Annotated in this window: 19 protein-coding genes; 11 read left to right on the forward strand and 8 right to left on the reverse strand. The window is 72.5% G+C overall.

Going from position 1 to position 23,149, the window contains the following annotated elements:
* Positions 1-25 precede the first annotated feature (25 nt).
* Positions 26-2,182 carry an ATP-dependent DNA helicase UvrD2 gene (locus K336_RS13290; RefSeq protein WP_051245260.1) on the forward strand — a complete coding sequence of 719 codons (2,157 nt, stop codon included), beginning with the start codon at positions 26-28 and terminating at the stop codon, positions 2,180-2,182.
* On the opposite strand, the gene K336_RS0100370 is transcribed toward K336_RS13290, so the two are convergent.
* On the reverse strand, positions 2,083-3,150 hold the full coding sequence (locus K336_RS0100370; RefSeq protein WP_043149905.1) for a hypothetical protein: 1,068 nt from the start codon (positions 3,148-3,150) through the stop codon (positions 2,083-2,085). The genes K336_RS13290 and K336_RS0100370 overlap by 100 nt on opposite strands.
* 231 nt (positions 3,151-3,381) lie before the next feature.
* Positions 3,382-3,543, reverse strand: coding sequence for a DUF5679 domain-containing protein (locus K336_RS19075; protein ID WP_021797446.1), 162 nt, complete (start codon positions 3,541-3,543; stop codon positions 3,382-3,384).
* A gap of 603 nt (positions 3,544-4,146) precedes the next feature.
* Here K336_RS19075 and K336_RS20020 point away from each other — a divergent pair.
* Positions 4,147-4,467, forward strand: coding sequence for a PTS transporter subunit EIIB (locus tag K336_RS20020; protein WP_081660485.1), 321 nt, complete (start codon positions 4,147-4,149; stop codon positions 4,465-4,467).
* A gap of 478 nt (positions 4,468-4,945) precedes the next feature.
* Here K336_RS20020 and K336_RS13295 read toward each other — a convergent pair whose 3' ends face one another.
* The 3 genes from K336_RS13295 to K336_RS19175 all read right to left on the reverse strand — a co-directional run bounded on the left by K336_RS13295 (position 4,946) and on the right by K336_RS19175 (position 6,513).
* A complete protein-coding gene (locus K336_RS13295; RefSeq protein ID WP_051245262.1) occupies positions 4,946-5,458 on the reverse strand; it encodes a class I fructose-bisphosphate aldolase in 513 nt (170 codons plus the stop codon).
* Positions 5,434-6,054, reverse strand: a complete 621-nt coding sequence (locus tag K336_RS13300; protein ID WP_051245263.1) for a zinc-binding dehydrogenase — start codon at positions 6,052-6,054, stop codon at positions 5,434-5,436. The genes K336_RS13295 and K336_RS13300 overlap by 25 nt, the downstream gene beginning before the upstream one ends.
* A gap of 273 nt (positions 6,055-6,327) precedes the next feature.
* Positions 6,328-6,513 carry a hypothetical protein gene (locus tag K336_RS19175; protein WP_051245264.1) on the reverse strand — a complete coding sequence of 62 codons (186 nt, stop codon included), beginning with the start codon at positions 6,511-6,513 and terminating at the stop codon, positions 6,328-6,330.
* Positions 6,514-6,927: 414 nt separating this feature from the next.
* Here K336_RS19175 and K336_RS19080 point away from each other — a divergent pair, with 414 nt between their 5' ends.
* Positions 6,928-7,539 (forward strand): M48 metallopeptidase family protein, encoded by a 612-nt coding sequence (locus tag K336_RS19080; RefSeq protein ID WP_021797576.1) that lies wholly within the window; start codon positions 6,928-6,930, stop codon positions 7,537-7,539.
* Positions 7,540-7,552: 13 nt separating this feature from the next.
* Here K336_RS19080 and K336_RS0100405 read toward each other — a convergent pair whose 3' ends face one another.
* Positions 7,553-8,932 carry a zinc-dependent metalloprotease gene (locus K336_RS0100405; protein ID WP_028706003.1) on the reverse strand — a complete coding sequence of 460 codons (1,380 nt, stop codon included), beginning with the start codon at positions 8,930-8,932 and terminating at the stop codon, positions 7,553-7,555.
* A gap of 238 nt (positions 8,933-9,170) precedes the next feature.
* Here K336_RS0100405 and K336_RS0100410 point away from each other — a divergent pair, with 238 nt between their 5' ends.
* Genes K336_RS0100410 through K336_RS0100420 form a run of 3 tightly spaced genes read left to right on the forward strand, consistent with a single transcriptional unit; the run spans position 9,171 to position 13,769 of the window.
* On the forward strand, positions 9,171-10,214 hold the full coding sequence (locus tag K336_RS0100410; protein WP_028706004.1) for a YlbL family protein: 1,044 nt from the start codon (positions 9,171-9,173) through the stop codon (positions 10,212-10,214).
* 58 nt (positions 10,215-10,272) lie between these two features.
* Positions 10,273-10,848, forward strand: a complete 576-nt coding sequence (locus tag K336_RS0100415) for a PPA1309 family protein (RefSeq protein ID WP_028706005.1) — start codon at positions 10,273-10,275, stop codon at positions 10,846-10,848.
* Complete coding sequence (locus K336_RS0100420; RefSeq protein ID WP_028706006.1) at positions 10,845-13,769, forward strand: UPF0182 family membrane protein; 2,925 nt, start codon at positions 10,845-10,847, stop codon at positions 13,767-13,769. Before K336_RS0100415 ends, K336_RS0100420 begins: the two co-directional genes overlap by 4 nt.
* Before the next feature lie 18 nt (positions 13,770-13,787).
* Here K336_RS0100420 and K336_RS16660 read toward each other — a convergent pair whose 3' ends face one another.
* Positions 13,788-15,149, reverse strand: coding sequence for a M16 family metallopeptidase (locus tag K336_RS16660; protein WP_021797581.1), 1,362 nt, complete (start codon positions 15,147-15,149; stop codon positions 13,788-13,790).
* A complete protein-coding gene (locus K336_RS0100430; RefSeq protein WP_021797584.1) occupies positions 15,146-16,423 on the reverse strand; it encodes a M16 family metallopeptidase in 1,278 nt (425 codons plus the stop codon). The genes K336_RS16660 and K336_RS0100430 overlap by 4 nt, the downstream gene beginning before the upstream one ends.
* 158 nt (positions 16,424-16,581) lie before the next feature.
* On the opposite strand from K336_RS0100430, the gene K336_RS0100435 reads away from it, so the two are divergent.
* The 5 genes from K336_RS0100435 (at position 16,582) to K336_RS0100455 (ending at position 23,139) form a co-directional block, all read left to right on the forward strand.
* Positions 16,582-18,924, forward strand: coding sequence for a nitric-oxide reductase large subunit (locus tag K336_RS0100435; protein ID WP_233418680.1), 2,343 nt, complete (start codon positions 16,582-16,584; stop codon positions 18,922-18,924).
* Positions 18,925-18,929: 5 nt separating this feature from the next.
* Entirely contained in the window at positions 18,930-19,667 is a 738-nt protein-coding gene (locus K336_RS13310; RefSeq protein WP_021797586.1) for a hypothetical protein, read from the forward strand.
* Positions 19,668-19,670: 3 nt separating this feature from the next.
* The gene (locus K336_RS0100445) at positions 19,671-20,450 is read left to right on the forward strand and encodes a slipin family protein (RefSeq protein ID WP_028706009.1); all 780 of its coding nucleotides are present in this window, start codon (positions 19,671-19,673) and stop codon (positions 20,448-20,450) included.
* A 112-nt stretch (positions 20,451-20,562) separates the two neighbouring features.
* Positions 20,563-21,807 (forward strand): alpha/beta fold hydrolase, encoded by a 1,245-nt coding sequence (locus tag K336_RS0100450; protein ID WP_021797579.1) that lies wholly within the window; start codon positions 20,563-20,565, stop codon positions 21,805-21,807.
* A 120-nt stretch (positions 21,808-21,927) separates the two neighbouring features.
* Positions 21,928-23,139, forward strand: a complete 1,212-nt coding sequence (locus K336_RS0100455) for a cobalamin-independent methionine synthase II family protein (RefSeq protein WP_028706010.1) — start codon at positions 21,928-21,930, stop codon at positions 23,137-23,139.
* Positions 23,140-23,149 lie beyond the last annotated feature (10 nt).

Consider the following 23,149-nt stretch of genomic DNA (forward strand, 5'->3'; position numbering starts at 1 on the left):
GCGGGGCCCGCCTAAGGTTGCCATCATGACCAGCCAGTCGTCCGCCAGCGCATCCCCGTCCGCCGAGCTCGACGAGTCCGTCCTGGCCGGCCTCGACCCGGAGCAGCGCCTCGTCGCCACGACGGTCGGCGGGCCGGTCGCCGTCATCGCCGGCGCCGGCACCGGCAAGACGCGCGCCATCACTCACCGCATCGTGCACGCCGTGCTCACCGGGCAGCAGCGGGCCGGCGCGATCCTGGCCGTCACCTTCACCACGCGCGCCGCCGGCGAGATGCGGGCCCGGCTCCGCAGTCTCGGTGCGCCGCGCGTACAGGCCCGCACCTTCCACTCGGCGGCCCTGCGCCAGCTCCGCTACTTCTGGCCGCGCGTGACCGGCGCCGAGCTGCCCGAGATCGCCAGCTCCACTTACGGCCTGGTCGCCGAGGCCGCCTCGCGCGAACGCCTCAGGAGCGCCGACACGGCCCTCGTCCGCGACCTGGCGGGCGAGATCGGCTGGGCCAAGTCCACCAATGTCCTGCCGGCCGACTACCCCGTGCTGGCGGCCCGGGCGGGGCGCGCCGTGGCGGGCGCCGATCCCGAGACGGTCGCGCGCGTCGCAGCCGAGTACGAGCGGGTGAAGTCCCGCCGCGGCGTCATGGACTACGACGACATCCTGCTGTGCGCCGTCGCCCTCATGCACGAGCACCCCGAGGTCGCCCAGGAGTTCCGCTCCGGCTACCGGCACTTCGTCGTCGACGAGTACCAGGACGTCAGCCCGCTCCAGCACGCGATGCTCACCCAGTGGCTGGGCGAGGGCCGGGACCTGTGCGTCGTCGGCGACCCAGACCAGGCGATCCACTCGTTCGCCGGGGCGGATCCGCGCTTCCTCACGGGCTTCGCGCGGGAGTTCCCCGGCGCGACGGTGCTGCGCCTCGACCGCAACTACCGCTCCACCCCGCAGATCATCGGGGTGGCCAACGATCTGCTCCACCCGCCCGGGCGGGCCGCCGTCGGGCGCGGGGTCGTGCTGCGCCCGATGCGGCCCGAGGGCCCGGCCGTCGGGACGGCCGAGTGCGCCGACGAGGACGAGGAGGCCTCGCGGCTGTCGGCCTGGCTCGTCGACCGGCACCGCGCCGGGGCGCCCTGGTCTCGGATGGCGGTCCTCTACCGCGTCAACGCCCAGTCGCCGGCCGTCGAGGCGGCGCTCGCGCAGGCCCGCGTCCCGTACCAGGTGCGGGGCGCCGAGCGCTTTTACGAGAGGGCCGAGATCCGCGCCGCCCTCACCGGGCTGCGCGCCGCGGCCGGGTCCGATCCGCAGACGCCGGCCCTCGAGGCCTCCGACCGGGTGCTCGGCTCCCTCGGCTGGGCGCCCGAACCGCCCGCCGGTCAGGGCCGAGTCCGCGAGCGCTGGGAGTCCTGGCAGGCGCTGCACGACCTCGTGGCCGACCTCGTCGAGGCGGGCGCCGCCACCATGGCGCAGGCCGTCGCCGGCCTCGAGCAGCGCGTCGCCGACCAGCAGGCCCCGGTGGCCGACGGGGTCACTCTCTCGACCCTGCACTCGGCCAAGGGCCTGGAGTGGGACGCCGTCGCCCTCATCGGCGTGCAGGAGGGCCTGCTGCCCTTCTCCCTCGCAAGGAGCCCGCGCGAGATCGCCGAGGAGCGCCGTCTCCTCTACGTCGGCATCACCCGCGCCCGGCACGACCTGCGACTGAGCTGGGCGACCGGCGCGACCGGCAGGCGGGGCCGGCGCCGCCCCTCGCGCTTCCTCGGCGGCCTGGCCGGGACGGGCGAGCGCGCCGACCGGGCCGCAGAACCGGCCCCCGGCCCGCGCCGCCGCCGGGTCGTCCACTGCGTGGTCTGCGGCGGGGCGCTGGGCCGGGCCGTTGAGATCAAGCTCGGCCACCACGCCGAGTGCGAGGTGCCCTTCGACGAGGGGCTGCTCGAACGGCTCAAGGCTTGGCGGTTGGGCGTCGCCAAGCGCCAGTCGGTGCCTGCCTTCGTCGTCTTCACCGATGCGACGCTCATGGCGCTGGCCCAGGCCGAGCCGTCCGACGAGCGCGGGCTGCTCGAGATCCGCGGCATCGGGCGTTCCAAGGCCCGACGCTACGGGCAGGACGTGCTGGCCATCATCGGGGGCCTCGATGTCGACGAGGTGCTCGCCGGGGCGCGGGCCCCCGGCGACGACCAGCCGTCGGGCGGCTGAGACCCGCCGCCGCGTCCGGCGACCGTCGGGGCCCGCGGCGGCGCGGTCGGCAGCTGCGTCGAACGGGTGCACAGCGGGCAGTCCGGGCGCGGGCGCCTGCTCGGCCAGATGCCGCCGCCGAACTCCACGGTGGGCGGGACGATCCGCTCGTCGAGGTAGGCGGCGCACACCGAGTTGGTGATCGCCGCCGCCCAGTCGAGCGCCGACGGGGTCGGGGCCGCCACCGCGCAGTGCCGGTGTCCGCGCCCGATGGGGGATCCGGCCGCGCAGAAGGCGCAGCTCGTGATGCCCGGCTGCACCAGCGGCCCGACGCAGGCGTCGTGGCGGTGCACGCCGACGATGAGATGCGCCAGCCCCAGACGGCTCAGCAGCCACGGTACGACCGGGTCAGGCGCCGTCCGGGAGCCGGCGACCACGACGAGGTCGAGCCGGGCGTCGTCGACGGACAACCAGTGCTCGAGACGATCGGTGGCCGGTGCGGCGCCGTACCTCGGGGGCCGGGCCCGTCCGCCCCGGGGCGGCAGCGGCTCGGTGAAGCCCCGCACCCGGTGGTCGGCGGCCAAGATGGCCCGGAGACGCTCGGCGCTCGCGCCCTCGCCGATGACGCCGATGCGCGCCGGGGCGGGCAGGTAGGGCAGCTTGTGGACCATGCCCAGCCTCCGCAGCCTCGTCAGGAGGTTCTCGAGGAGCCGCTGCTCGTCGGGGAGCAGCCCCCGGCAGGCGTCGTCGAGGGTGACGGTGCCGTCGAGTCGGCGCAACGCCCCGACGAGGCGCTCGGCGAACCGGCCGGACAGCTCGACGCAGGTGCGCCCGGGGCCGTACAGGCGGTACGAGTCGGGGCAGTGGCGGACGATGTCGGCGTCCATGCGCAGGGTCCGGGGCGGCACGCGGCGCCTCGGCGCGGCGCCCGACGGGGTCCGCGTGGTCGCCCCGCCGTACCGGCCGGGTGGGACGGGGGTGGTTCGCATGTCTCCAGCGTCCTCCTCGGGCGGGACGATCGCCGGGGATTCCCCGAGAAGGACAACAACCGGCCCTGCGCGGACAACATGTCGGGCGGCCGGGACAACACCCTGTGGCCCCGGCGCTCCCCGCCCGCCTGGGCCGGCGGGGCGCTTCGGGGTCCGGAGACGATCGAAGGGGTCGGAGCGTTGCGCTCCGACCCCTTCGGCCCAGGTCCGGACGGCGGACCGGGTGAAGTCTCAGGCCCTGCCGAGGATGCGATTCAGGTTGGTGCCGCATTCGGGGCACTTCGCCTTGGCCATGCGGGTGCCCTTGTCGTTCACGACGACGGCGCCCTTGGCGTGACGCTTCGCCTTGCACTTGACGCAGTAGTACTCGCCCTCGTAGGTCTCCTCTGCCATGTCTTCCTCCTCGTTGTTGTCGTGCCGGCCTGCCCCAGACGGAGCATTGAGGGCCGACGTGCGAGCATAACTGTAGCCACAGCGGTGGGACCGATCCGCCGTGCAGAACCCCGGTCAGGGAAGGGCACGGGATCATTCGGGGTCGTCGAAATTTCACTCAGAGAAGATCCATCCACTCCGACAAGGGATTCCACTGGATCCTCCCGGCATCGCCGTCGGGCGCGCCCGACGGCCTGGAAGGGGCCCGGGCCGGGGTGCGTTGCGGCGGGGAGACCCTCGGGGGACGGCTCCGCCGCGAGGGGTCCGATGCGCGCGGGCCCGGGGCGGGGCCGACGGCGGTGACGGCGCCCCGGGGATGCGCGGGCTCGTGGGCCGGGCGCCGAGGGCCCCGGGCGCGGAAGAACCCCCGGCGAGCTCTCATCTGCCTTCCCCTGCAGAGAGCGCCGAACCGGGGGTTCGGTGTGAACCATACCGGGCTCCTCGTCAGAGCGTCAAGCCGGCGGCGGGGACGCGGCCGCCGACAGCAGGCTCCCAGGTCCCGTCCCGGCCGTCCGGTCCCGCCCGGGCCGACCGTTGCGGGCGTGACCGCCGCGATCGGCTACCATGGACGCGTCATCCCGGGCCCGGGGCGTCAGGCGCTCCCCGCCTGGGCATCCCTCGTTCTCCGGAGAACGCTCTTCCACGATCGATCCAGAGCAGATCCTCGATGCCCTCGGCGGCGACGCCGATGTCATGGGCCTCGAGCCGTGCATCGTCCGGCTGCGCGCGGTGCTGGCCGACCCGGAACGGGTGGACGAGGCGGCGCTGAGGGATGCCGGGGCGAGCACCGTGATGAGGATCGGCCGGGTGGTTCACGTGGTCGTCGGCCCCGAGGGCGGCAGGATCGCCGGGAGGATCCGGGCCAGTCTCGGCGGACGCGTCTGAGGCGGGGCGTCCCCGACGATCCGGCGACTCCCCGCGCCTCAGCGGCGGCGACGGCGAGGAAGGTCGACTGCGACGCGTGGTTGCCGGTCGCGGCGACGGCCCGTTCCGTGCGCCTGCCCGAGTACTTGTTGAAGTAGTAGTTCAGGACGTCGTTGTCCCATGCGACGGCGAGACCGCAGGCCCTGCCGCGGTCATCCATGGGGACGGCGACAGGGCAGTGGACGTCGATGCCGACGCCGACGGCCCCGGCCAGTGCGGGCCCGAGATCGCTGCAGGCCCGGCGGATCGATTCGGTCCATGCCCGCGGGTCCTCGCGACCGGCCCCGGCGGACCGGGAGCCCGGATGGGAGCACCGGGCCCGCGCGATCACCTCCCCGTCCTGGCCGACGGCGATCGCCTTCGTGGCGGACGTGCCCAGGTCGATGCCGATGAAGACGCTCATCCTCGAACCCCCGGTCCCATGAGTTCCCGCGGGGGCTCAGCTCAGCAGTGCGACGGCCCGCGAGGGCGTCATCCCATCGTGGACCACCGCCTTGAGCGCCCGGACCATCTTCGTCGGATCCTCGGCCCGCCAGATGTTGCGGCCGCAGGTCATGCCGGCGCCGCCGGCCTCCATGACCGCCGCCTGCTCGAGGATGTTGGTCGGCGCGGGTGCGGGTGCGCCGCCGGCGGCGACGACGGGCGTGGGGGCGGCCTCGACGATCCTCCTGAACTCCTCGGCGGAGCCCGTGTACCAGGTCTTGACGATGTCGGTTCCGCACTCGGCGGCGGCCCGTGCCGTGCACATGACCGATTCCGTCGATCCCTCGCGGTCGCCCCACAGCTCGCCGGAGGGGTAGGAGTGGCGGATCACCGGCATGCCCCATGTGTGGGCCTCCTCGGTCACCGCCGACAGCATCTCGAGCATGGCCGCCTGGTGACTCGATCCTCCCGGGATCCCGATGGCCAGCGCGTCCGCCCCGAGCCTCATGGCGTCGCGAACCGTGGCCACGGTGGCGTCGTAGGTCGGGTGGAAGTCGACGTGGGAGAAGTGCTCTGTCGGGCCCGGACGTCGACGCCGACGCGCGTGTCCGAGCCGGAGGCGGCCAGTCGGATGGCGTCGGCGGCCCGCTCCAGCGGCAGCTGGGTGCCGATGAGATCCTTCACGACGAGTCGGCCCGAGTCGATCATCGGGGCGAGCCGCTGAAGGTTCTCGAGTCGGCAGGAGGAGGCCCCGACGATCTTGTACTCGTTGTCGTGGATGTCGTTCGCGACGAACCGGAGCGCCGCCTCGGAGTTGAATCCCGCGAACACGGACACGCGGGCTCCCGGGGCGAGGATCCCGAGGTAGGGGGTCAGGGCCTCGGGGCGTCCGATCGCCATGATGACGACGTCGATCCCCTCCGGGGCGATGTCCCTGATCCGGTCCGCGATGTCGCCGCTCGGGGCCGGGACGGCGTCGGCGCCGGACGCCCGGGCGATCGCGTGCCTGGCCGGGTTCGGTTCGACCGGGACGACCGTGGGGACCCCTGGACCCGGGCGAGCCTCATGCGGATGAGACCGAGGGGGCCCGGCCCCTGCGACGAGGATCGTCCGCGCACCCGCCACCTCTGCGAGGTTCTGGCCGTTCAGGGCGCAGGAGACCGGTTCGACGATGGCCGCTTCGAGGGGCGGGACGTTGTTGACCGGTACGAGGTTCCGCCGGGCGTCGGCCGATGCGGACGTGCTGGGGGAGGCCGCCGTCGAGCTGGTAGCCGAAGGCCGTTCGGTGGCGGCAGATGTTCGGGTGCCCCCTGGTGCAGGCCGGGTGGGCGCCCGCCTCGCCGATGCCGAGCCCCAGGCGAAGACCGAAGAGGGTACCGAAGCCGCTCGCGAGGAAGGTCAACCCGGTGCAGATCGACCAGAGGCACGCGGATGCGCCGACCATGCGGATGCGCCGACCATGATGCGCTCGCCGAATCCGTCGATGAGCGAGCCGGCGGGGATCTGCATGAGGGCGTAGGACCACGAGAACGCCGAGAGGACGAGTCCCCGCTGCGTCGCGCTCACGGTGAAGTCCGCCGTCATGTACGGCAGGAGACGGAGATCGCCGATCGGTCGATGTGGTTGATGGCCAGACCGAGCGCTCAGACCGCGGCGACCGCCCATCGCCACCCGGTCCTGCCCGATCCGGGGGCCCTGGTGCTGCCTGTCGTGACCATGGCGCCTCCTCGTGCTCCGTACTCACAATGTAATCAAATAATCAATCAATATTGATCAGTTCGATCCTGTACCACGGTCAGAACGATTACTTCGATCAGCAGGAGATGCCGAGCCATCGTCAGGATGCTGTGCGGGCTCCGCCGGGAGGACCCGCCGAGCCCGCGCCCGCCGCGCCGGGCGCGGCGGAACCCGACCGATCGACCGGGCCGGCCGCCGCGAGGATGCCCGGGGGCGACCGGGGATCGCCCCCGGGCGTCGGCTCCGGTTAGGCTGGCCCGCGTGAGCAGCAGCCGAGCGCCGGGGGCCCGGGTCGGGGCCGGTGCCGCCGACACCGTCGTCCCGACGCCGCGCGGGCTGGAGCTGCCGCCGGGCGCCGACGAGATCGTCGTGCGCCGCAGCACCCGTCGGCGCCGCAGCGTGGCGGCACGCCTGGACGGGCGCCGGATCGTCGTCATGATCCCGGCCCTCATGGGGGAGGCCGACCAGGACCGGTGGGTGCGCGAGATGGTCCGGCGCCTCGCCGGGCGTGAGGGGCGCAGGGCCGGCGCCACCGGCGACGGCGCGCTCATGGTCCGCGCCGCCGGGCTCCGTCGCGCCTACGTCCCGGAGGCCCCCGAGCCGGCGAGCGTCCGCTGGGTCCCGAACCAGCGCTCACGCTGGGGCTCGTGCACCGCGTCCGAGCGGACGATCAGGCTCTCGGACCGGCTGCGCGCCATGCCCGACTGGGTCATCGACGCGGTCCTCGTCCACGAGCTGGCCCACCTCGTGCACCCCGACCACGGCCCGGCCTTCCGGCGCATCGAGCGCCGCTACGGGCCCGCCGAGCGGGCCGGCGGTTTCCTCGAGGGCTGGGACGCCGCCACCGCCGCCTTCGAGCGGTGCGGCGGCTGAGGGCCCGGCCGGTTCAGTCGGCCCCGGGGCCCTCGTCCCGGCCCCGGTCCTCGTCGCCGCGGTCGCCCTGCTCGAGGAGCCTGGTCAGCTCCGAGTCCCAGTCGGCGTCGGTCTCCTCGTGCTGCTCGCCCCGGACGAAGCCGATCGGGTCCTCGACGTCGGCGGATGAGGGCATGAGGTCGGGGTGGCTCCACAGGCCGTCGCGTCCCGCCACGCCGCGGTCGGCGAGCACGACCTGCCAGAAGCGGGCGCTCTCGCGCACGAGTCGGGGGTGCAGCTGGAGGCCCAGCAGGGCGCTGGTGATCTTCCCGGTGGGCCCGCCCGCCGCGCGGCGTCGGTGCACGGCCTCGAGCAGCGCCGGCTCGTGGGTGAGCCACTGCGCGCAGGCCTCGTGGGCGACGGCGTCGACCCAGCCCTCGACGAGGGCGAGGAGCGTCTCGAGACGCGCGAGGATGCTCTCCTGCTCGGGCGTGCGGGTCGGCTTGAAGAGCCTGCCCTGCAGCTGCTCGGAGACCTCGGCGAGCCTGGTCGGGGTCATCTCCGAGACGTCGCCGATGTCGATGGCGTCGCCGAGGGCCGTCGTGTCGATCGTGATCTCGCGGGCGTAGTGCTCGATGAGCGCCAGCATCTGCGGGCCGAGCCACTTCACGGCCGAGAACAGCCGCTGACGGGCGGCCTCCCGCACGACGACGTACATGAGCGTGTCCTCGTCGGGCAGGCCCAGCCCCTTGACGAAGGCCTCGGCGTTGGTCGGCAGGAGCACGACGCGCGGGCTCGACAGGAGCTGGAGGCCGAGCTCGTCGCCGCTGACGACCTCGGCGGAGATCTCGCCGATGGCCTGTGCCAGCTGGGCGGTGTACATCTGGCCGGCCGCCATGCGCATGACGGGCGCGAGCATGCCGGTGAGCTGGGCGATCTCGGGCAGTTCGGCGGCGGCCTCGCCCCCCAGCCCGGTGCTCATGGCCTCGGCGATCGCCGTGACGACGGGCTCGACGATCGCGTGCCACGAGTCCATCGTGTCCTCGACCCACTGGGCACGGCTCCAGGCCTGCGCCTGGGCGGGGCAGGCCTCGAAGGAGACGGCCGGGCCGAGCCAGGACTCGGCCAGGCGGTGCGAGTCGGCCAGCTGCGCACGCTGGGTCGGGGACGGCACGGGGTCGGGGCCGAGCGAGGCGGCGACCTGCCGTGCGGTCCGCCGAGCCATCGCCCAGTCGATGCCCGTCGCCGAGTCGGCGCCGGCCTGTGCCTGGGCCATCATCGCCTGGATCCGGCCCATGAGCGCGTTGAGGTCGACCCCGTCCCCGGGCGGGTTGAGCCCCAGCCGACGCAGCAGCTCGCTGAGCGGATCCTCGCCCGATGCGCCGGCGGAATGGCTGGTGGTCTCGTCGCTCATCACTGGACTCCTCGTGGTGCGGCGCGGTCGAGGGGGACCGCTGCGTGCCTGCCCCCATTCAAGCGCGCCCGATCAATGCGGCGGGCCCCGCCCGGACCCTCGCCGCGGTCCCACCGCGCCGGGCCCGGCCCGGTGCACCCGATCGGCCCCTGAGCGGTGGGTGGACCGCTGAGCGGTGGGTAGACTGCGGGACCATGAGGGCAGTTGTTCCGACGACGAGGCGCACGGGGGCGCCGGCATGACGCGTCAGACCTGGACGGCGGTCGTCTCCGCGCTGACCCTCATCGTCCTCGCGGGCGTCATCGCCTTCACCCCGATCCCCTACGTGGCCTGGGACCCGGGCGTGACGAACGACGTGCTCGGCTCCTCCGACGGCGTCGACGAGATCACGATCAGCGACGTCGCGACGAGCGGCACGACGGGCCGCCTGCTCCTCACCTCCGTGTCGGTCACCTCCTCCGACGCGGCGCTGACCCTGCCCGCCGCGTTCCTCAACTATCTGCGCGGCTCCCACGACGTCGTGCCACGCGACTGGGCCTACCCGGTCGGGCGCAGCGACTCGGACCTGGCCAACGACGAGGCCCAGTCGATGAACGAGGCCGAGCAGGGCGCCACCGTCGCGGCGCTCGGTGCGGCGGGCATCCCCGTCCAGGAGAACCCTCTCGTCGACTCGGTCTCCACCGGCGGGCCCGCCTACGAGCTGCTGCAGACCGGCGACATCATCGAGACCGTCAACGACACCCCCGTGACCACCTCCGACGAGGTCAACGGCATCGTCCGGTCGCTGGCCGTCGGCGCCACCGCGACCTTCGGCATCGTGCGGGGCGGCTCCTCGATGGTCGTCCCCGTCACCACCCAGGCCAGCTCGACCGACCGCACCGTGCCGCGCGTGGGCATCACGATGCGCCCCGGCTACCGCTACGCGCCGCGCATCGAGTTCAACGTGCCCGGCAGGGTCGCCGACGAGAGCTCCGGCCTCGTGCTTTCGCTGGCCATCTATGCGAAGCTGCGCAGCGAGGACCTCATGGCCTCGCGTGTCGTCGCCGGCACCGGCACCATCGAAGCCAACGGCACCGTCGGCGCCGTCCCCGCGGTGGCGGAGAAGATGCGCGGAGCCGAGCAGGACGGGGCGCAGATCTTCCTCGTCCCGGCGGCCAACTGCTCCGATGCGGCGGGCGTCGCCACGGACATGGAGCTCGTGCGGGTGGCGAAGCTGTCCGACGCGGTCTCGTCCCTGGACGCCCTGGCCCAGGGCCACCCCGAGACGGTGCCGCGCTGCTGATCCCCCCGTGCCGCCGGTCCCGTCCGGATCCCCGTCCCAAGAGCAGAGGAGTTGTCCGATGAGTCCCCAGTCCCAGACCGGTCCCGGGGCGCCCGACGGCGGTCTCGCCGCGGCCCACGAGCTGCTCGCGGCCGCCCTCGTCGAGATCGAGCGCTACGTGGGCGCCTCCGGCTGGGACCAGCCGTCCCGGCTCTTCGCGCTGGCCCCGACCGCCCGGCTCCTGGAGGCCGAGCCAGTCCTGGCCGGCCAGCTCACGGTGACCGCCCCCGACCAGCTGTCCTCGATCGAGCAGGACGACTTCCACCCCGGCCAGGACGTCCTGGCCGGGCTGGCCGCCATCGCCTGGCCCGACACGGTGGCCGGCTGCGCGGTGTGCACCGAGCGCTCCTTCCTGCCGGCCGGCGTCGAGGACCGCATCCCCGACGACCCGGACGAGGCGGCCGAGTTCGTGGCCGCCCATCCGGCCCGCGAGGACATCCGCGTCGTCATGGGCGCCCTGCGCGACGGGACCACCTACGGCGTGGCCCGCCTGGCCAGCCACCCCGACGAGCTCCTGGCCGGGGACGGGCTCGTCCCGGCCCTGTCCGGCGCACTCGTGCGCACCTTCGAGTGGGAGGACACCGACCAGTCATGAGCAGCGCATCGCAGGTCAGGAAGCAGCCGCGCCGCCACACGGCCCTGGGCGCGACCCTCGCCATCCTCGTGGTGCTCGTCGTCGTGTGGTGGATCGTCAGCGAGGTCGTCACCGACTGGCTGTGGTTCCGCAATCTGCACTTCGGGCAGGTCTTCACCACCCGGGTGGTCACCGGCGCGGTCCTCGCCGCGGCGCAGGGCGTGCTGCTGGGCGGCGCCTGCGCGCTCAACATGGCCCTCGCCTGGCGCAGCCGGCCCCAGCGCCCCGTGAGCGACTCGCCGACCCTCGACCACTACCGCTCGGCCCTGGCCCGGCGCACGGCCGTCATCGTCGCCGTCCCGTCCCTGCTCGTCGCGCTGGGCGCCGGCTCGTTGGCCGTGTCGCACACCGACGAGACCCTGGCCTTCCTCCACCGCACCCCCTTCGGCCAGTCCGACGCCTACTTCGGCATGGACGCCTCCTTCTACGTCTTCACGCTGCCCTTCCTCCAGGACGTCTTCTCCGCCGTCCTGGCCGCCCTCGTCATCGGCACGCTCGCCGCGGCGGCCGTCCACGTCGTCACCGGCTCCCTGTACGCCACGCCGGTGGCGGTGCGCCGGCACGGCTCCGGGGACGAGGGCGGCGCCCACCCGCCGACGGTCGAGCTGCGGAACCCACTCAACGCGGCCGCCCAGGTGCACCTGTCGGTGCTGCTCGGCCTCATCATGGTCGTCTACGGCTTCCAGCGGCTGCTGTCGCGCTACGAGTTCGCGATCAGCGACAACGACGCCCTGTTCACCGGTATCGGCTACACCGACGACCACGCGCGCATCACCGCCCGCCTCATCGTGGCGATCATCGCGTGGATCTGCGCGCTCATGTTCTTCGCCAACGTGAGGCTCAAGCTGTGGCGTGTGCCCGGCACGGCGATCGTCCTCATGATCGTCTCGAGCCTCATCATCCAGGCGATCTACCCGGTCGCCATCCAGCAGTTCACCGTGCGCCCCAGCGAGGTCAGCCAGGAGCGCAGTTACATCGAGCGGCAGATCGAGGCGACCCGGGCCGCCTACGACGTCGACGACGTGACGGTCTCGGACTACTCGGCGGAGACCAATGTGAGCGCCGGTCAGCTCAAGTCCGACGCGGAGGCCCTGCCGGGCATCCGGCTCATGGATCCGGCGCTGATCGCCGAGACCTACGAGCAGCTGCAGCAGGTGCGCGGCTACTACCAGTTCCCCGGTGTGCTCGACGTCGACCGCTACGCCATCGACGGGAAGACGACCGACACGATCATCGCGGCCCGCGAGATCAACATCGCCGGGCTGCCCGATCAGAGCTGGATCAACACGCACACCGTCTATACGCACGGCTACGGCGTCGTCGCGTCCTACGGCAACCGCAGCTCGTCCAACGGGGAGCCGGTGTGGACCGAGGGCGACATCCCGCCCCAGGGCCGGCTCGACGTCGACGAGTCGCGCATCTACTACGGCGAGGCCGAGAACCAGTGGGTCGTCGCCGGCAACGAGCCCGGCGCAGCGCCCATCGAGCTCGACACCCCGGGCGGCTCCGAGTCCGGCGGCGAGCAGCACTCCACGTACACCGGCGCCGGGGGAGTGGCGATCGGCAACCACGTGACGCGCGCCATGTACGCCACGACCTTCACCGACCTGAACCTCCTGCTGTCGAGCAATGTGAACAGCGCCTCGCGCATCCTGTACAACCGCACGCCGCGCGAGCGCATCGCCCAGGTCGCCCCCTGGCTGACCGTCGACCAGGACCCGTATCCGGCCGTCGTCGACGGGCGGGTCGTGTGGATCGTCGACGCCTACACGACGAGCGCCGACTACCCGAACTCCCAGCACGTCACCCTGCAGGACACCATCGCCGACTCGGCCCGGCAGACCTCCGGCGAGGACACCCAGGTCAACTACATGCGCAACTCCGTCAAGGCGGTCGTGGACGCCTACGACGGCACGGTCGACCTCTACGCCTGGGACGCCGACGACCCGATCCTCCAGACCTGGATGAAGGTCTACCCCGGTCTGCTCAAGGACCGCGGCGAGATCTCCTCCGACCTCATGAGTCATCTGCGCTATCCGCAGGACATGTTCAAGGTGCAGCGCCAGATCCTCGGGCGCTACCACATGGAGAACCCCGACAGCTGGTACAACCAGTCGGATCTGTGGGAGGTCCCGGCCGACCCGCGCGACTCCAGCGGCGCCTACGAGCCGCCCTACTACCTGTCGATCAAGTGGCCCGGCGACGAGTCCCCGGTGTTCAGCCAGACGGCCGTCTACGTGCCGAAGAACCGTGAGAACATGGCGGCCTACATGTCGGTCGTGGCCGACGCGTCGAGCCCCGACTACGGCACGCTGCGCGTCCTCAAGCTGTCCGACACGGCCCAGGTGCCGGGCCCGAACCAGACCTACAACGCGATCGTCTCCGACCAGCAGGTGGCCGACAAGCTTCTCCCGTTCATCGGCCAGGGCTCCGGGAGCTCGGCGGACGCGCTCTACGGCAATCTGCTCACGCTGCCGCTGGGCAACGGCCTCATCTACGTCGAGCCGATCTACACCCAGCGCAAGTCCGCCGGCACCGGGGCCTCGGCCGGCACCTACCCGGTGCTGCGCTTCGTCGTCGTCCGGTTCGGCACCCACATCGGCATCGGGGACACTCTCCAGGAGGCTCTCGACTCGGTCTTCGCCGGCGATGCCGGCGCGAGCACGGGCGAGGACACCGCGGGGCAGCCGTCCGAGCAGCAGGGCGGGGGGACCGGCCAGATGTCGAACGAGGAGGCGGCCAAGCAGCTGCTCCAGGAGGCGAGCGACGCCTTCGGCAGGGCGGACCAGGCGCTGAAGAACGGCGACCTGGGGGAGTACCAGGCCCAGATGCAGACCGCCCAGGACAAGACCCGGGAGGCCTACGAGAAGCTCAACGGCTGACCCGGACCGGTGGGGTCGTCACAGGACGGGGTCGATGACCTCGACCTGGAAGCCGTCGCCGCGCAGCTCGGGCACGATCCTCGAGGCGTCGCCGCACAGCACGGCGCGCATCCTCCCCTCGTGGGTGGCCCTGCCGACGGTGCCCTCGAAGGCCGCCGTGGCATGGGCCGCGTCGGTCGTCGCGAGTCCGTCGTGCAGGACGTTGACCCAGTCCGGGTCGACGCGGTGCGAGGCCAGCACGCCGGCTTGGCCGGCGATCGCGTCGGCGGTGTCGTAGCGCAGCGGGGCGACGCCCACGAGGTAGCGGATCGCGTCGTCGACCTCGGAGCGCCCGAGCGGGGCACGCGACAGGTCGAGCAGCTCGAAGACGCCGCGGAAGGCCCGCGCCGCCACCTCGGTGCGGAAGCTCGCCTGGATGGTGAAGCTTCCGTTGAACCGGCCGGCGGCCAGGCCGGCCTGCACCCCGTAGGTGTAACCCCGGCGCTCGCGCAGCTCCATGTTGAGCCGGCTGCCGAACAGCCCGCCGACGGCGCCCGTCGCGACCTGCATCGGCGCCCAGTCCGGCCAGGCCCGGCCCGGCACGACGAGCCCGACGCGCAGATCGGCGGCGACGGCGTCGGGACGGTCGATGACGTAGGTGGGGCAGGGCTCCGTCTCGGGCGAGGGGGCCCTCGCGCCGCTGCGCACCCCCGTCGCCGGCCAGGCGCCGAAGACCTCGGCGGCGTGCTCGACGAGGCCCTCGGGCAGGGCGCCCGCGAGGATCAGGACGGCGCCGTCGGGACGCCACCAGCGGTCGTGGAAGGCCCGCACGTCCTCCGCGGTGATCGTCGGCACCGACTCGGAGGTGCCGGCGGCGGCCAGTCGCTGGCGGCTGCCGACGACCCAGGTGCGCTGGGCCAGGCCGATCGCGGCCATCGCCGCCGAGTTCGCCCGCTGCTGGGCGATCTCGGTGAGGCGCAGGGCCTTGTGGCGGGCGACGTCCGCGTCGGCGTAGGCGGGCGTGCGGACGATCTCGTCGAGCAGTTCGAGGCCGGCGTGCGCGTAGGGCGCGGCGACCTCGACGCCGCACCGGGTGCCCCACCATCCGGCCGAGCCGTCGAAGAGCGCGCCGATGTCCTCGATGCGCCGGGCGAGCGCCTCGCCCGGGTGGGCCAGCGAGCCCTCGTCGCAGCAGTGCACGGCCAGCCGCGCGACGCCCTCCCCGCCGACCGGCTCGTCGGTGAGGGCCACGTCGAGGGCGATCTCGGCGGTGATGACGTACTGGCCGGGCAGGTCGTACGCCCAGATGCTCATGCCGTTGTCGAGGCGGGTGACCCGCGGCAGCGGGAAGCGCCAGTCGCTCGTCGGGTCGACCTGCGGGCGCGGGGCCTGGGGACTCATCGGGTGTCCTCCGCTTCGTAGACGAGCACGGCTCGGTGCTCGGGGGCCAGCCAGCTGCGGGCGGCCTCGGCGATCTGCTCGCCGGTCACCCCGTGCATGCGGGCGAGCAGCGTGTTGACCAGGTCCGGGTCGTCGGACAGGCTGGCGAAGCCGCTGATCTCGTCGGCGCGGGCCTCGACCCCGGCCAGGCGGGCGAGCCACTCGCGGTCGAAGACGGCGTTGACGCGGGTCAGCTCGGCCTCGTCGGGACCCTGCTCGCCGAGGCGGACGAGCTGCTCGAGGATCGTCGCGACGAGCTCCTGCGGGTCGTGGCCGCGTCGCACCCGGGCGCTGAGCGAGGCCATCGAGACGCCGCGGGCCAGGCCGAAGTCGCCGGAGCTGACGGCGTCGGCGCTCTCGCGCTCGCGCACGAGCAGGTTCGGCAGCCGGCTGGACTGGCCCGAGGCCAGCACGGCCAGGGCCTGCTCGACGGCGAAGCGCTCGGGGGAGTTGGCGTCGGGACTGCGCCAGCACAGGTGCACCATCGTGCTCGGCACGGCGCGCCGCACCCGGACGGTGGGGACGCCCTCGTGCCGGGGCAGGGCGGCAGTGGGCCGGGCCGGTTGCGCGGGCTCGGAGTCCAGACCGCCGAAGTACCTCTCGACGAGGGCGAACGCGCGGTCCGGCACGACCGGGCCGCAGAGCGTCAGGACGGCGTTGGACGGCTGGTACCAGCGCCGGTGGAAGTCCTGCACGTCCGACAGGGCGGCGGCGTCCAGATCGGCCGTCGAGCCGATCGTCGGGTGCCCGTACGGGTGCCCGGACGGGAAGTTGAGTCCGAGCAGCAGCTCGAGCTGGTCGCCGTAGGGCACGTTGTCGTAACGCTGGCGCTTCTCCTCCTCGACCACCTCGACCTGGGTCCGGAAGCCGGTCCCGGTGACCGCGAGCGTGCTCATCCGGTCGGCCTCGAGCCACAGCGCCAGCTCGAGCGCGCCCACCGGGACGGTCTCGAAGTAGTTGGTGCGGTCGAAGCTCGTCGTCGCGTTGGCGCTGCCGCCGACCGACTCCATGAGGGCCAGGTGCTCGCTCGCGGCGACGTGCTCCGAGCCGGCGAACATGAGGTGCTCGAAGAGGTGCGCGAAGCCGGTCGCCCCCGGGGGCTCGTCACCCGAGCCGACGGCGTACCAGATGTTCAGCGCCTCGGCCGGGGCGCCGGGATCGTGGTTGACGACGACGCGCAGCCCGTTGGCCAGGGTCTGCCGGGCGATGCGGTAGTCGAGATCGATGTGCGGCACGGGGGCAAGTCTATGGGGCGCCCGCCGGGGCCCCTCCCGGGAGGGGCCGGGTCGTCCCCGGACGACCGGTGTTCGCCCTCGGAATAAAAACAAGAGGTCAGGGAGAAATCAGGTGAGAAATAAACATGGAAGCGGCCATGGTAATTATCATGGCTGCCATGTCTTCTTCGCGCAGAGCTGTCGGACAGGGGACCGCGCCGCGACGCCCCATGGTGGTGAGCGGAGGCTGGGTCCAGGGCGTCGCCCTCGTGATGCTCCTCGGCTTCACCGTCCTGGGCGTCCTCGCCTGGCGCACGTACACGGACTCGATCCCCATCCCCGACCGGGTCACCGACTCCTCCGGCCAGGTGCTGTTCACCCACGACGACATCTCGGCCGGCCAGCAGCTGTTCCAGAACCGCGGCCTCATGCAGTACGGCTCGGTCATGGGTCACGGCGGCTACCTCGGCCCCGACTTCACCGCCGACTACCTGCGCCGCGCCAGCGACGACACGCTGCAGCGCCACCGGGACGCGGGGGACGCCGACCCGACGGCGGCCAACATCGAGGACTGGCGCACCAACCGCCTCGACGAGGCGAGCGGGACGCTCCGGCTCTCGGACTACCAGGCCGACGCCTACCGGACGCTGACCGACCACTACGCCGACTACTTCGGGCAGGACTCCCACAACCTCGGCCTGCTCGCCAACGACATCACCGATCCGCAGCAGGTCCACCAGCTGGTGAGCTTCTTCGCCTGGACGGCGTGGGGCTCGGCGGCCCAGCGGCCGGGCCACGACTACTCCTACTCGAACAACTGGCCCGCCGAGAAGAATGTCGGGAACAGCCCCACCGCCGACATGGTGCTGTGGTCCGCGCTGTCCCTGCTCGTGCTCATCGGCGGCATCGGCGTGATGTTCGCCATCTACGGGCGCTGGAGCGCCAGGATCGGCTGGCACGCCTCCGACGCGCCCGCCATCCTGTTCGTCCCACCGGCCAGGGTCGGTCTCACGAGGTCCCAACGCGTCACCGCCTGGTTCTGGGCGGCCATCTCGGCACTCTTCTTGCTCCAGACGATCGTCGGCGCGGCGGCCGAGCACTACCGCGCCGATCTCACCAGCTTCTTCGGCTTCGACCTGGCCGGCTGGTTCCCCTACAACCTGGCCCGCACCTGGCACGTCCAGCTCTCGCTGCTGTGGACGGCGGCGTCCTTCCTGGCCGGCGGCATCTTCCTCGCGCCCTTCATCTCGGGCCGCGAGCCCAGGCACCAGAGCAGATGGGTGGGCGTGCTCTTCGTCGCCGTGTGCGTCGTCGTGTTCGGCTCCCTGGGCGGCGAGATGCTCTCGATCTACGGCGTCTCCTGGGCCAAGGGGCCGCTGCTCGGCCAGCAGTGGGAGTACCTGGACCTGCCGAAGATCTTCCAGGCGGCGCTGACCGGGGGCATGTTCCTGTGGGTCTTCATCATCGTGCGTGCCATCCGGGGTCGGCTCAGGACCGAGTCGCACGGCAATCTGCCCTGGGTCTTCTTCTTCTCGGCCCTGTCGATCCCGGCCTTCTACGCGGTGGGCATGCTCGCCGGCACGACGACGCAGATCTCCGTCGCCGAGTACTGGCGCTTCTGGGTCGTCCACCTGTGGGTCGAGGACTTCCTCGAGCTGTTCACCACCGTCATGGTCGCGTACATCTTCGTCATGCTCGGCGTGGTGCGTGAGAGGGTCGCCCTGGGGATCATCTACATGGACGTCATCCTCTACTCGGTCGGCGGCGTGCTCGGCACGATGCACCACGTCTACTTCTCGGGCACCCCGAGCTCGAACATGGCCGTCGGCGCCGTCTTCTCGGCCGCCGAGGTGATCCCGCTCACCTTCCTGACCGTCGAGGCGTGGGCCTTCACCCAGCTGGGCGCCCGGCGCGAGGCGAGGTCGAGCACCCCGTTCCCGCACCGCTGGTGCGTCATGTTCCTGGTCGCCGTCGGCTTCTGGAACTTCGTCGGGGCAGGCCTCTTCGGCTTCATCATCAACCTGCCGATCGTCTCCTACTACGAGATCGGCACGGCGCTGACCGCCAACCACGCGCACGGCTCGATGATGGGCGTCTACGGCATGATGGCGATGGCCCTGGCCATGTTCGCCCTGCGCTACCTCATCCCCCAGGACAGGTGGAACGAGAGGCTCGCCAAGGTCTCCTTCTGGTGCTCCAACATCGGTCTGGCCTGGATGGTCTTCGTCACCCTGCTGCCCCTCGGCGCCCTGCAGCTGTACCGCTCGGTCGGCTCGGGCTACTTCGAGGCGAGGTCGCTCAACTACATCACCGAGCACCGCAACGTCGTGCTCGAGTGGCTGCGCATGCCCGGCGACGTCGTCTTCATCGTCGGCGGGGTCGTGCCCTTCCTCGTCATGGCCGTCCAGGGCTGGATCCACCGCCACGACGGGCGCACCGTCGACGAGCTGCCCGTCGAGCGCCTCTTCGTCGAGGTGGGCGGGGAGGACCACGGCTACGCCGAGCTCGCAGGGGAGGACTGACGGCGATGGGTGCCGAGGACACGACCATCCAGGTCTACCTGTCCTGCCTCTACGCGGTCGTGCTCGTCGGCTTCGCGTGGGTCCTGGACGTCCTGGGCCGGCGCAGCGCCCGGCGCTCGCGCGACTGGCGGACGGGCAACTTCGTCTTCCACGAGGACCACGGGGCGTGGAAGTGCCACGAGGACCAGTGGCTGTGGCCGGCCAGCTTCGACCCCGTCAAGCGGGTCATCCGCTACCGGGGCCAGGACGAGATCTGCGGGCGCTGCCCCGTCAAGGACGGGTGCGCCCCGCACCTCGGCCCCCGCGAGATCACCCAACCGGTGGATCCCTGGCCCCACTCCGAGGCCGGGGTCTTCCACAGGGGCATGTCGCTGGCGATCATGGCCGCCGGCACGGCCCTGCCCCTGGCGATGCTGTTCGTCGCCTCCGGCGCGGCCCAGCGCGTGGCCCTGGCCGCCTCGGCGGTGTTCGTCGTCGTGGCGGCCTGGCCGATGGTCCGCTCGCTGCGCAACACGCCGACGAACGCGCCGGAGGACCTGCCGTTCGAGGCCTCGGCGCCCGAGGAGGCCGGGACCGCCTCCGACTCGAAGGACGGGCGTGCCGTCGTGGCCCGCGGCGCGCACGGGCAGGTGCAGTCCGAACGCGCGGCCGACGAGGCCTCCCGTCTCATCGAGCGCTACGCCTCGCACTGGTCGAGCGGGCGCACCCGCTACGCCTCCGCAGCCGACAAGGAAAGGGACTGAGTCATGGGCGCCACCCAGTGGTTCTTCACCGTGATCGCCCTGGCGGTCCTCGTCGCGGGCCTGCTCGTGACCTGTCTGAGGATCGTTCCCGAGTACGAGCGGGCCGTCATCTTCCGGCTCGGCAAGGTGCGGCCCCTCCACGGGGCGGGGCTGGCCTTCATCGTCCCGGGGCTCGACAGGCTCGTCCGCGTGGACACCCGCACGGTGACGCTGACCATCCCCCCGCAGGAGGTCATCACGCGCGACAACGTGCCCGCCCGGGTCAACGCGGTCGTGCTGTTCAACGTCACGGATCCGATGGACGCGGTGATGAACGTCGAGAACTACGCGGTGGCCACCAGCCAGATCGCCCAGACCACGCTGCGCTCGGTGCTCGGGCGCGCCGACCTGGACACCCTGCTGGCCCACCGCGAGAGCCTCAACCACGACCTGCGCGAGATCATCGAGGTGCGGACCACCCCTTGGGGCGTCGACGTCTCGGTGGTGGAGATCAAGGACGTGGAGATCCCCGAGGGGATGCAGCGCGCCATGGCCCGGGAGGCCGAGGCCGAGCGCGAGCGCCGCGCCAAGGTCATCAACGCCCGCGGCGAGCTGCAGGCCTCCGACGAGCTCAGGCGGGCTGCGGATGTGCTCTCCGCCAGCCCCGCGTCCCTCCAGCTGCGCTATCTGCAGACGCTGCTCGAGCTCGGCGCCGACCAGAACTCGACGGTCGTCTTCCCCCTGCCCATGGACCTCATCGGGCCCCTCGTCGCGGGGCTCGCCGCCGGCCGGGACTCCGACTGATCCCAGGGTGCCGCGGCCCCCGCCCCGCGCGGGTGCCCTCCAGCATGGGTTCATGTTCAGGCCCAGGCCAACACCCGCAGCCAGTTCAGCAGATGCCCTCTAGCATGGGTCCATGACGTGGCAGCGCAGCATTCCCGGTCTCCTGACCCGTGAGGTCCGGATCAACGTCCCCCTCGACCACTCGGACCCCGACGACGAGCGCGGCATCGAGATCTTCGCCCGCGTCGTCGCGACCCCGGAGGGCACCGAGCGGCCCCACCTGCTGTTCCTCCAGGGCGGCCCGGGCTGCGAGTCGCCGCGCCCGAGCCTCGACCCGGTCTGGCCCGGCTGGCTCGGCCGGGCCCTCGCCGACCACCAGGTCGTGCTGCTCGACCAGCGCGGCACCGGCCTGTCGAGTCCCGTGAGCGAGCCGCTCGGCTCGGCCGCCGACCAGGCCGAGTACCTCACCCATCTGCGCGCCGACGAGATCGTCGCCGACGCCGAGGACCTGCGCGCCCACCTGGGCATCGAGCGCTGGTCCGTCCTCGGCCAGTCCTTCGGCGGCTTCACCGCCCTTCACTACCTGTCGAGCCGTCCCGATGCGCTCCGGGCGGTCTACTTCACCGGCGGCCTGCCCGCCGTCGGCCGCAGCGCCGAGGAGATCTACGCCGCCTGCTACGAGACGATGGCCGGCAAGTCGGAGGAGTACTACCGGCGCTTCCCGTCCGACCGCGACCGCGTCGCGCGCCTCGTCGGGCTGGCCGGCCAGGAGGCCATCCGCACGCCGGGCGGCGACCTCGTGGGCCCCTCGCGCCTGCGCTCGCTCGGCCACCTGCTCGGCGCCTCCGGCGGGGCCGAGAGGCTGCACTACCTGCTCGAGCGCGACCCGGGTTCGCGCGGCTTCCGTCACGACCTGGCCGGGCTGCTGCCCTTCGGCGGACGCGACGTGCTCTACACGGTCCTCCACGAGTCGAGCTACGCCGACGGGGTCGTGACGAACTGGGCCGCCGCCCGGACGCTGCCCGGGGCCTTCCGGGCCGACCCCACCCTGCTGACCGGCGAGCACGTCCTCCCCGAGTGGTTCGACGAGGACTCCTCGCTGCGCCCCTGGAAGGACAGCGCCCGCCTCATCGCCGAGCACGCCTGGCCGAGGCTCTACGACCCGCGGGCCCTCGGCGAGGCGGACGTGCCGTGCGCCGCCGCCGTCTACGCCCACGACGCCTACGTGCCGCTGCACCACAGCCTCGAGACCGCCGCGCTGCTGCCCGACATGCACGTGTGGATCACGAGCGAGTACGAGCACAACGGCTCGAACGCCTCGGGCGGCGCGGTGCTCGACCGCCTCATCCGCCTCGCCGACGGACGGCTGGTCCGCTGAGCCGTTGGTCGACGGGGCCGGCCCGGGACCCGTTCGGCGACGGCGAACCGCGCCGCGCCCGTCCCCCGCCCGGAGCCGGATACCCTGGGGCGGGTAAGCACGATCGTCCGGAGGAACGGTATGGCCCATCGCATCCCGACCACCCACGTGGGCTCCCTGCCCCGCACCGACGAGCTGCTCGCGGCGAACGACCGGCGCGCCCGCGGCGCCATCGGCGACGAGGAGTTCGCCGCGGTCCTGGCCGACGGCGTCCGGCGCGTCGTCGCCCGCCAGCGCGAGACCGGCCTCGACATCGTCAACGAGGGCGAGTACGGTCACATCACCTCGGGCCCCGTCGACTACGGCGCCTGGTGGAACTACTCCTTCTCCCGTCTCGGCGGGCTCACGATGACCGACGAGGACCGCTGGGCGAATCCCGACATCGTGCGCTCGACACCCGGGAGGCTGCGGCTGACCTCCTTCCCCGACCGCCGCGACCGCGCGGCCTTCCGCGCCGCCTACGAGGACCCCGACTCGGGCATCCTCACCGGCCGGGCCGCGGTGGGCAATCCCAGGATCACCGGTCCGCTCACCTACACCGGCGCCGGCGCCGTCGGGGCCGACATCCGGCTGCTGCTCGAGGCCCTGGCCGACGCCGGCCTGGCGCCGTCCGACGGCTTCATCGCCGCGCTGTCGCCCGGCTCGGCGGCCCGCATGCGCAACGAGTACTACGACGACGACGTCGATCTGCTCGCCGCCTGCGCCGACGCGATGCACGAGGAGTACCGGGCGATCACCGACGCCGGGCTGACCGTCCAGATCGACGCCCCCGACATCGCCGAGAGCTGGGACCAGATCAACCCCGAGCCCACCGTCTCGGACTACCGCGACTTCATCGCCCTGCGCATCGACGCGGTCAACCGCGCCCTCGAGGGCATCCCCGAGGAGCAGGTGCGCCTCCACGTCTGCTGGGGCTCCTGGCACGGCCCGCACACGACCGACATCCCGTTCGCCGACATCGTCGACCTCGTCCTGTCGGTCCGCGCCCACGGCTACAGCTTCGAGGCCGCCAACGCCCGCCACGAGCACGAGTGGCGGCTGTGGCAGCACGTCGGGCTGCCCGAGGACAAGGTCATCATTCCCGGCGTCGTCTCGCACTCGACGAACGTCGTCGAGCACCCCGAACTGGTCGCCGAGCGCATCGCGAACTTCGTCCAGGTCGTCGGCCCCGACCGCGTCATCGCGTCGACCGACTGCGGCCTCGGCGGCCGCGTCCACCCGCTCATCGCATGGGCCAAGCTGGCCTCGCTCGTCGAGGGCGCCCGGCTTGCCGGCGACCGGCTGGACGCCTGAGCCGGGGGAG

Origin of the sequence: Propionibacterium acidifaciens DSM 21887 (genome assembly GCF_000426605.1) — a bacterium.
Classification (GTDB): Bacteria; Actinomycetota; Actinomycetes; order Propionibacteriales; family Propionibacteriaceae; genus Propionibacterium; species Propionibacterium acidifaciens.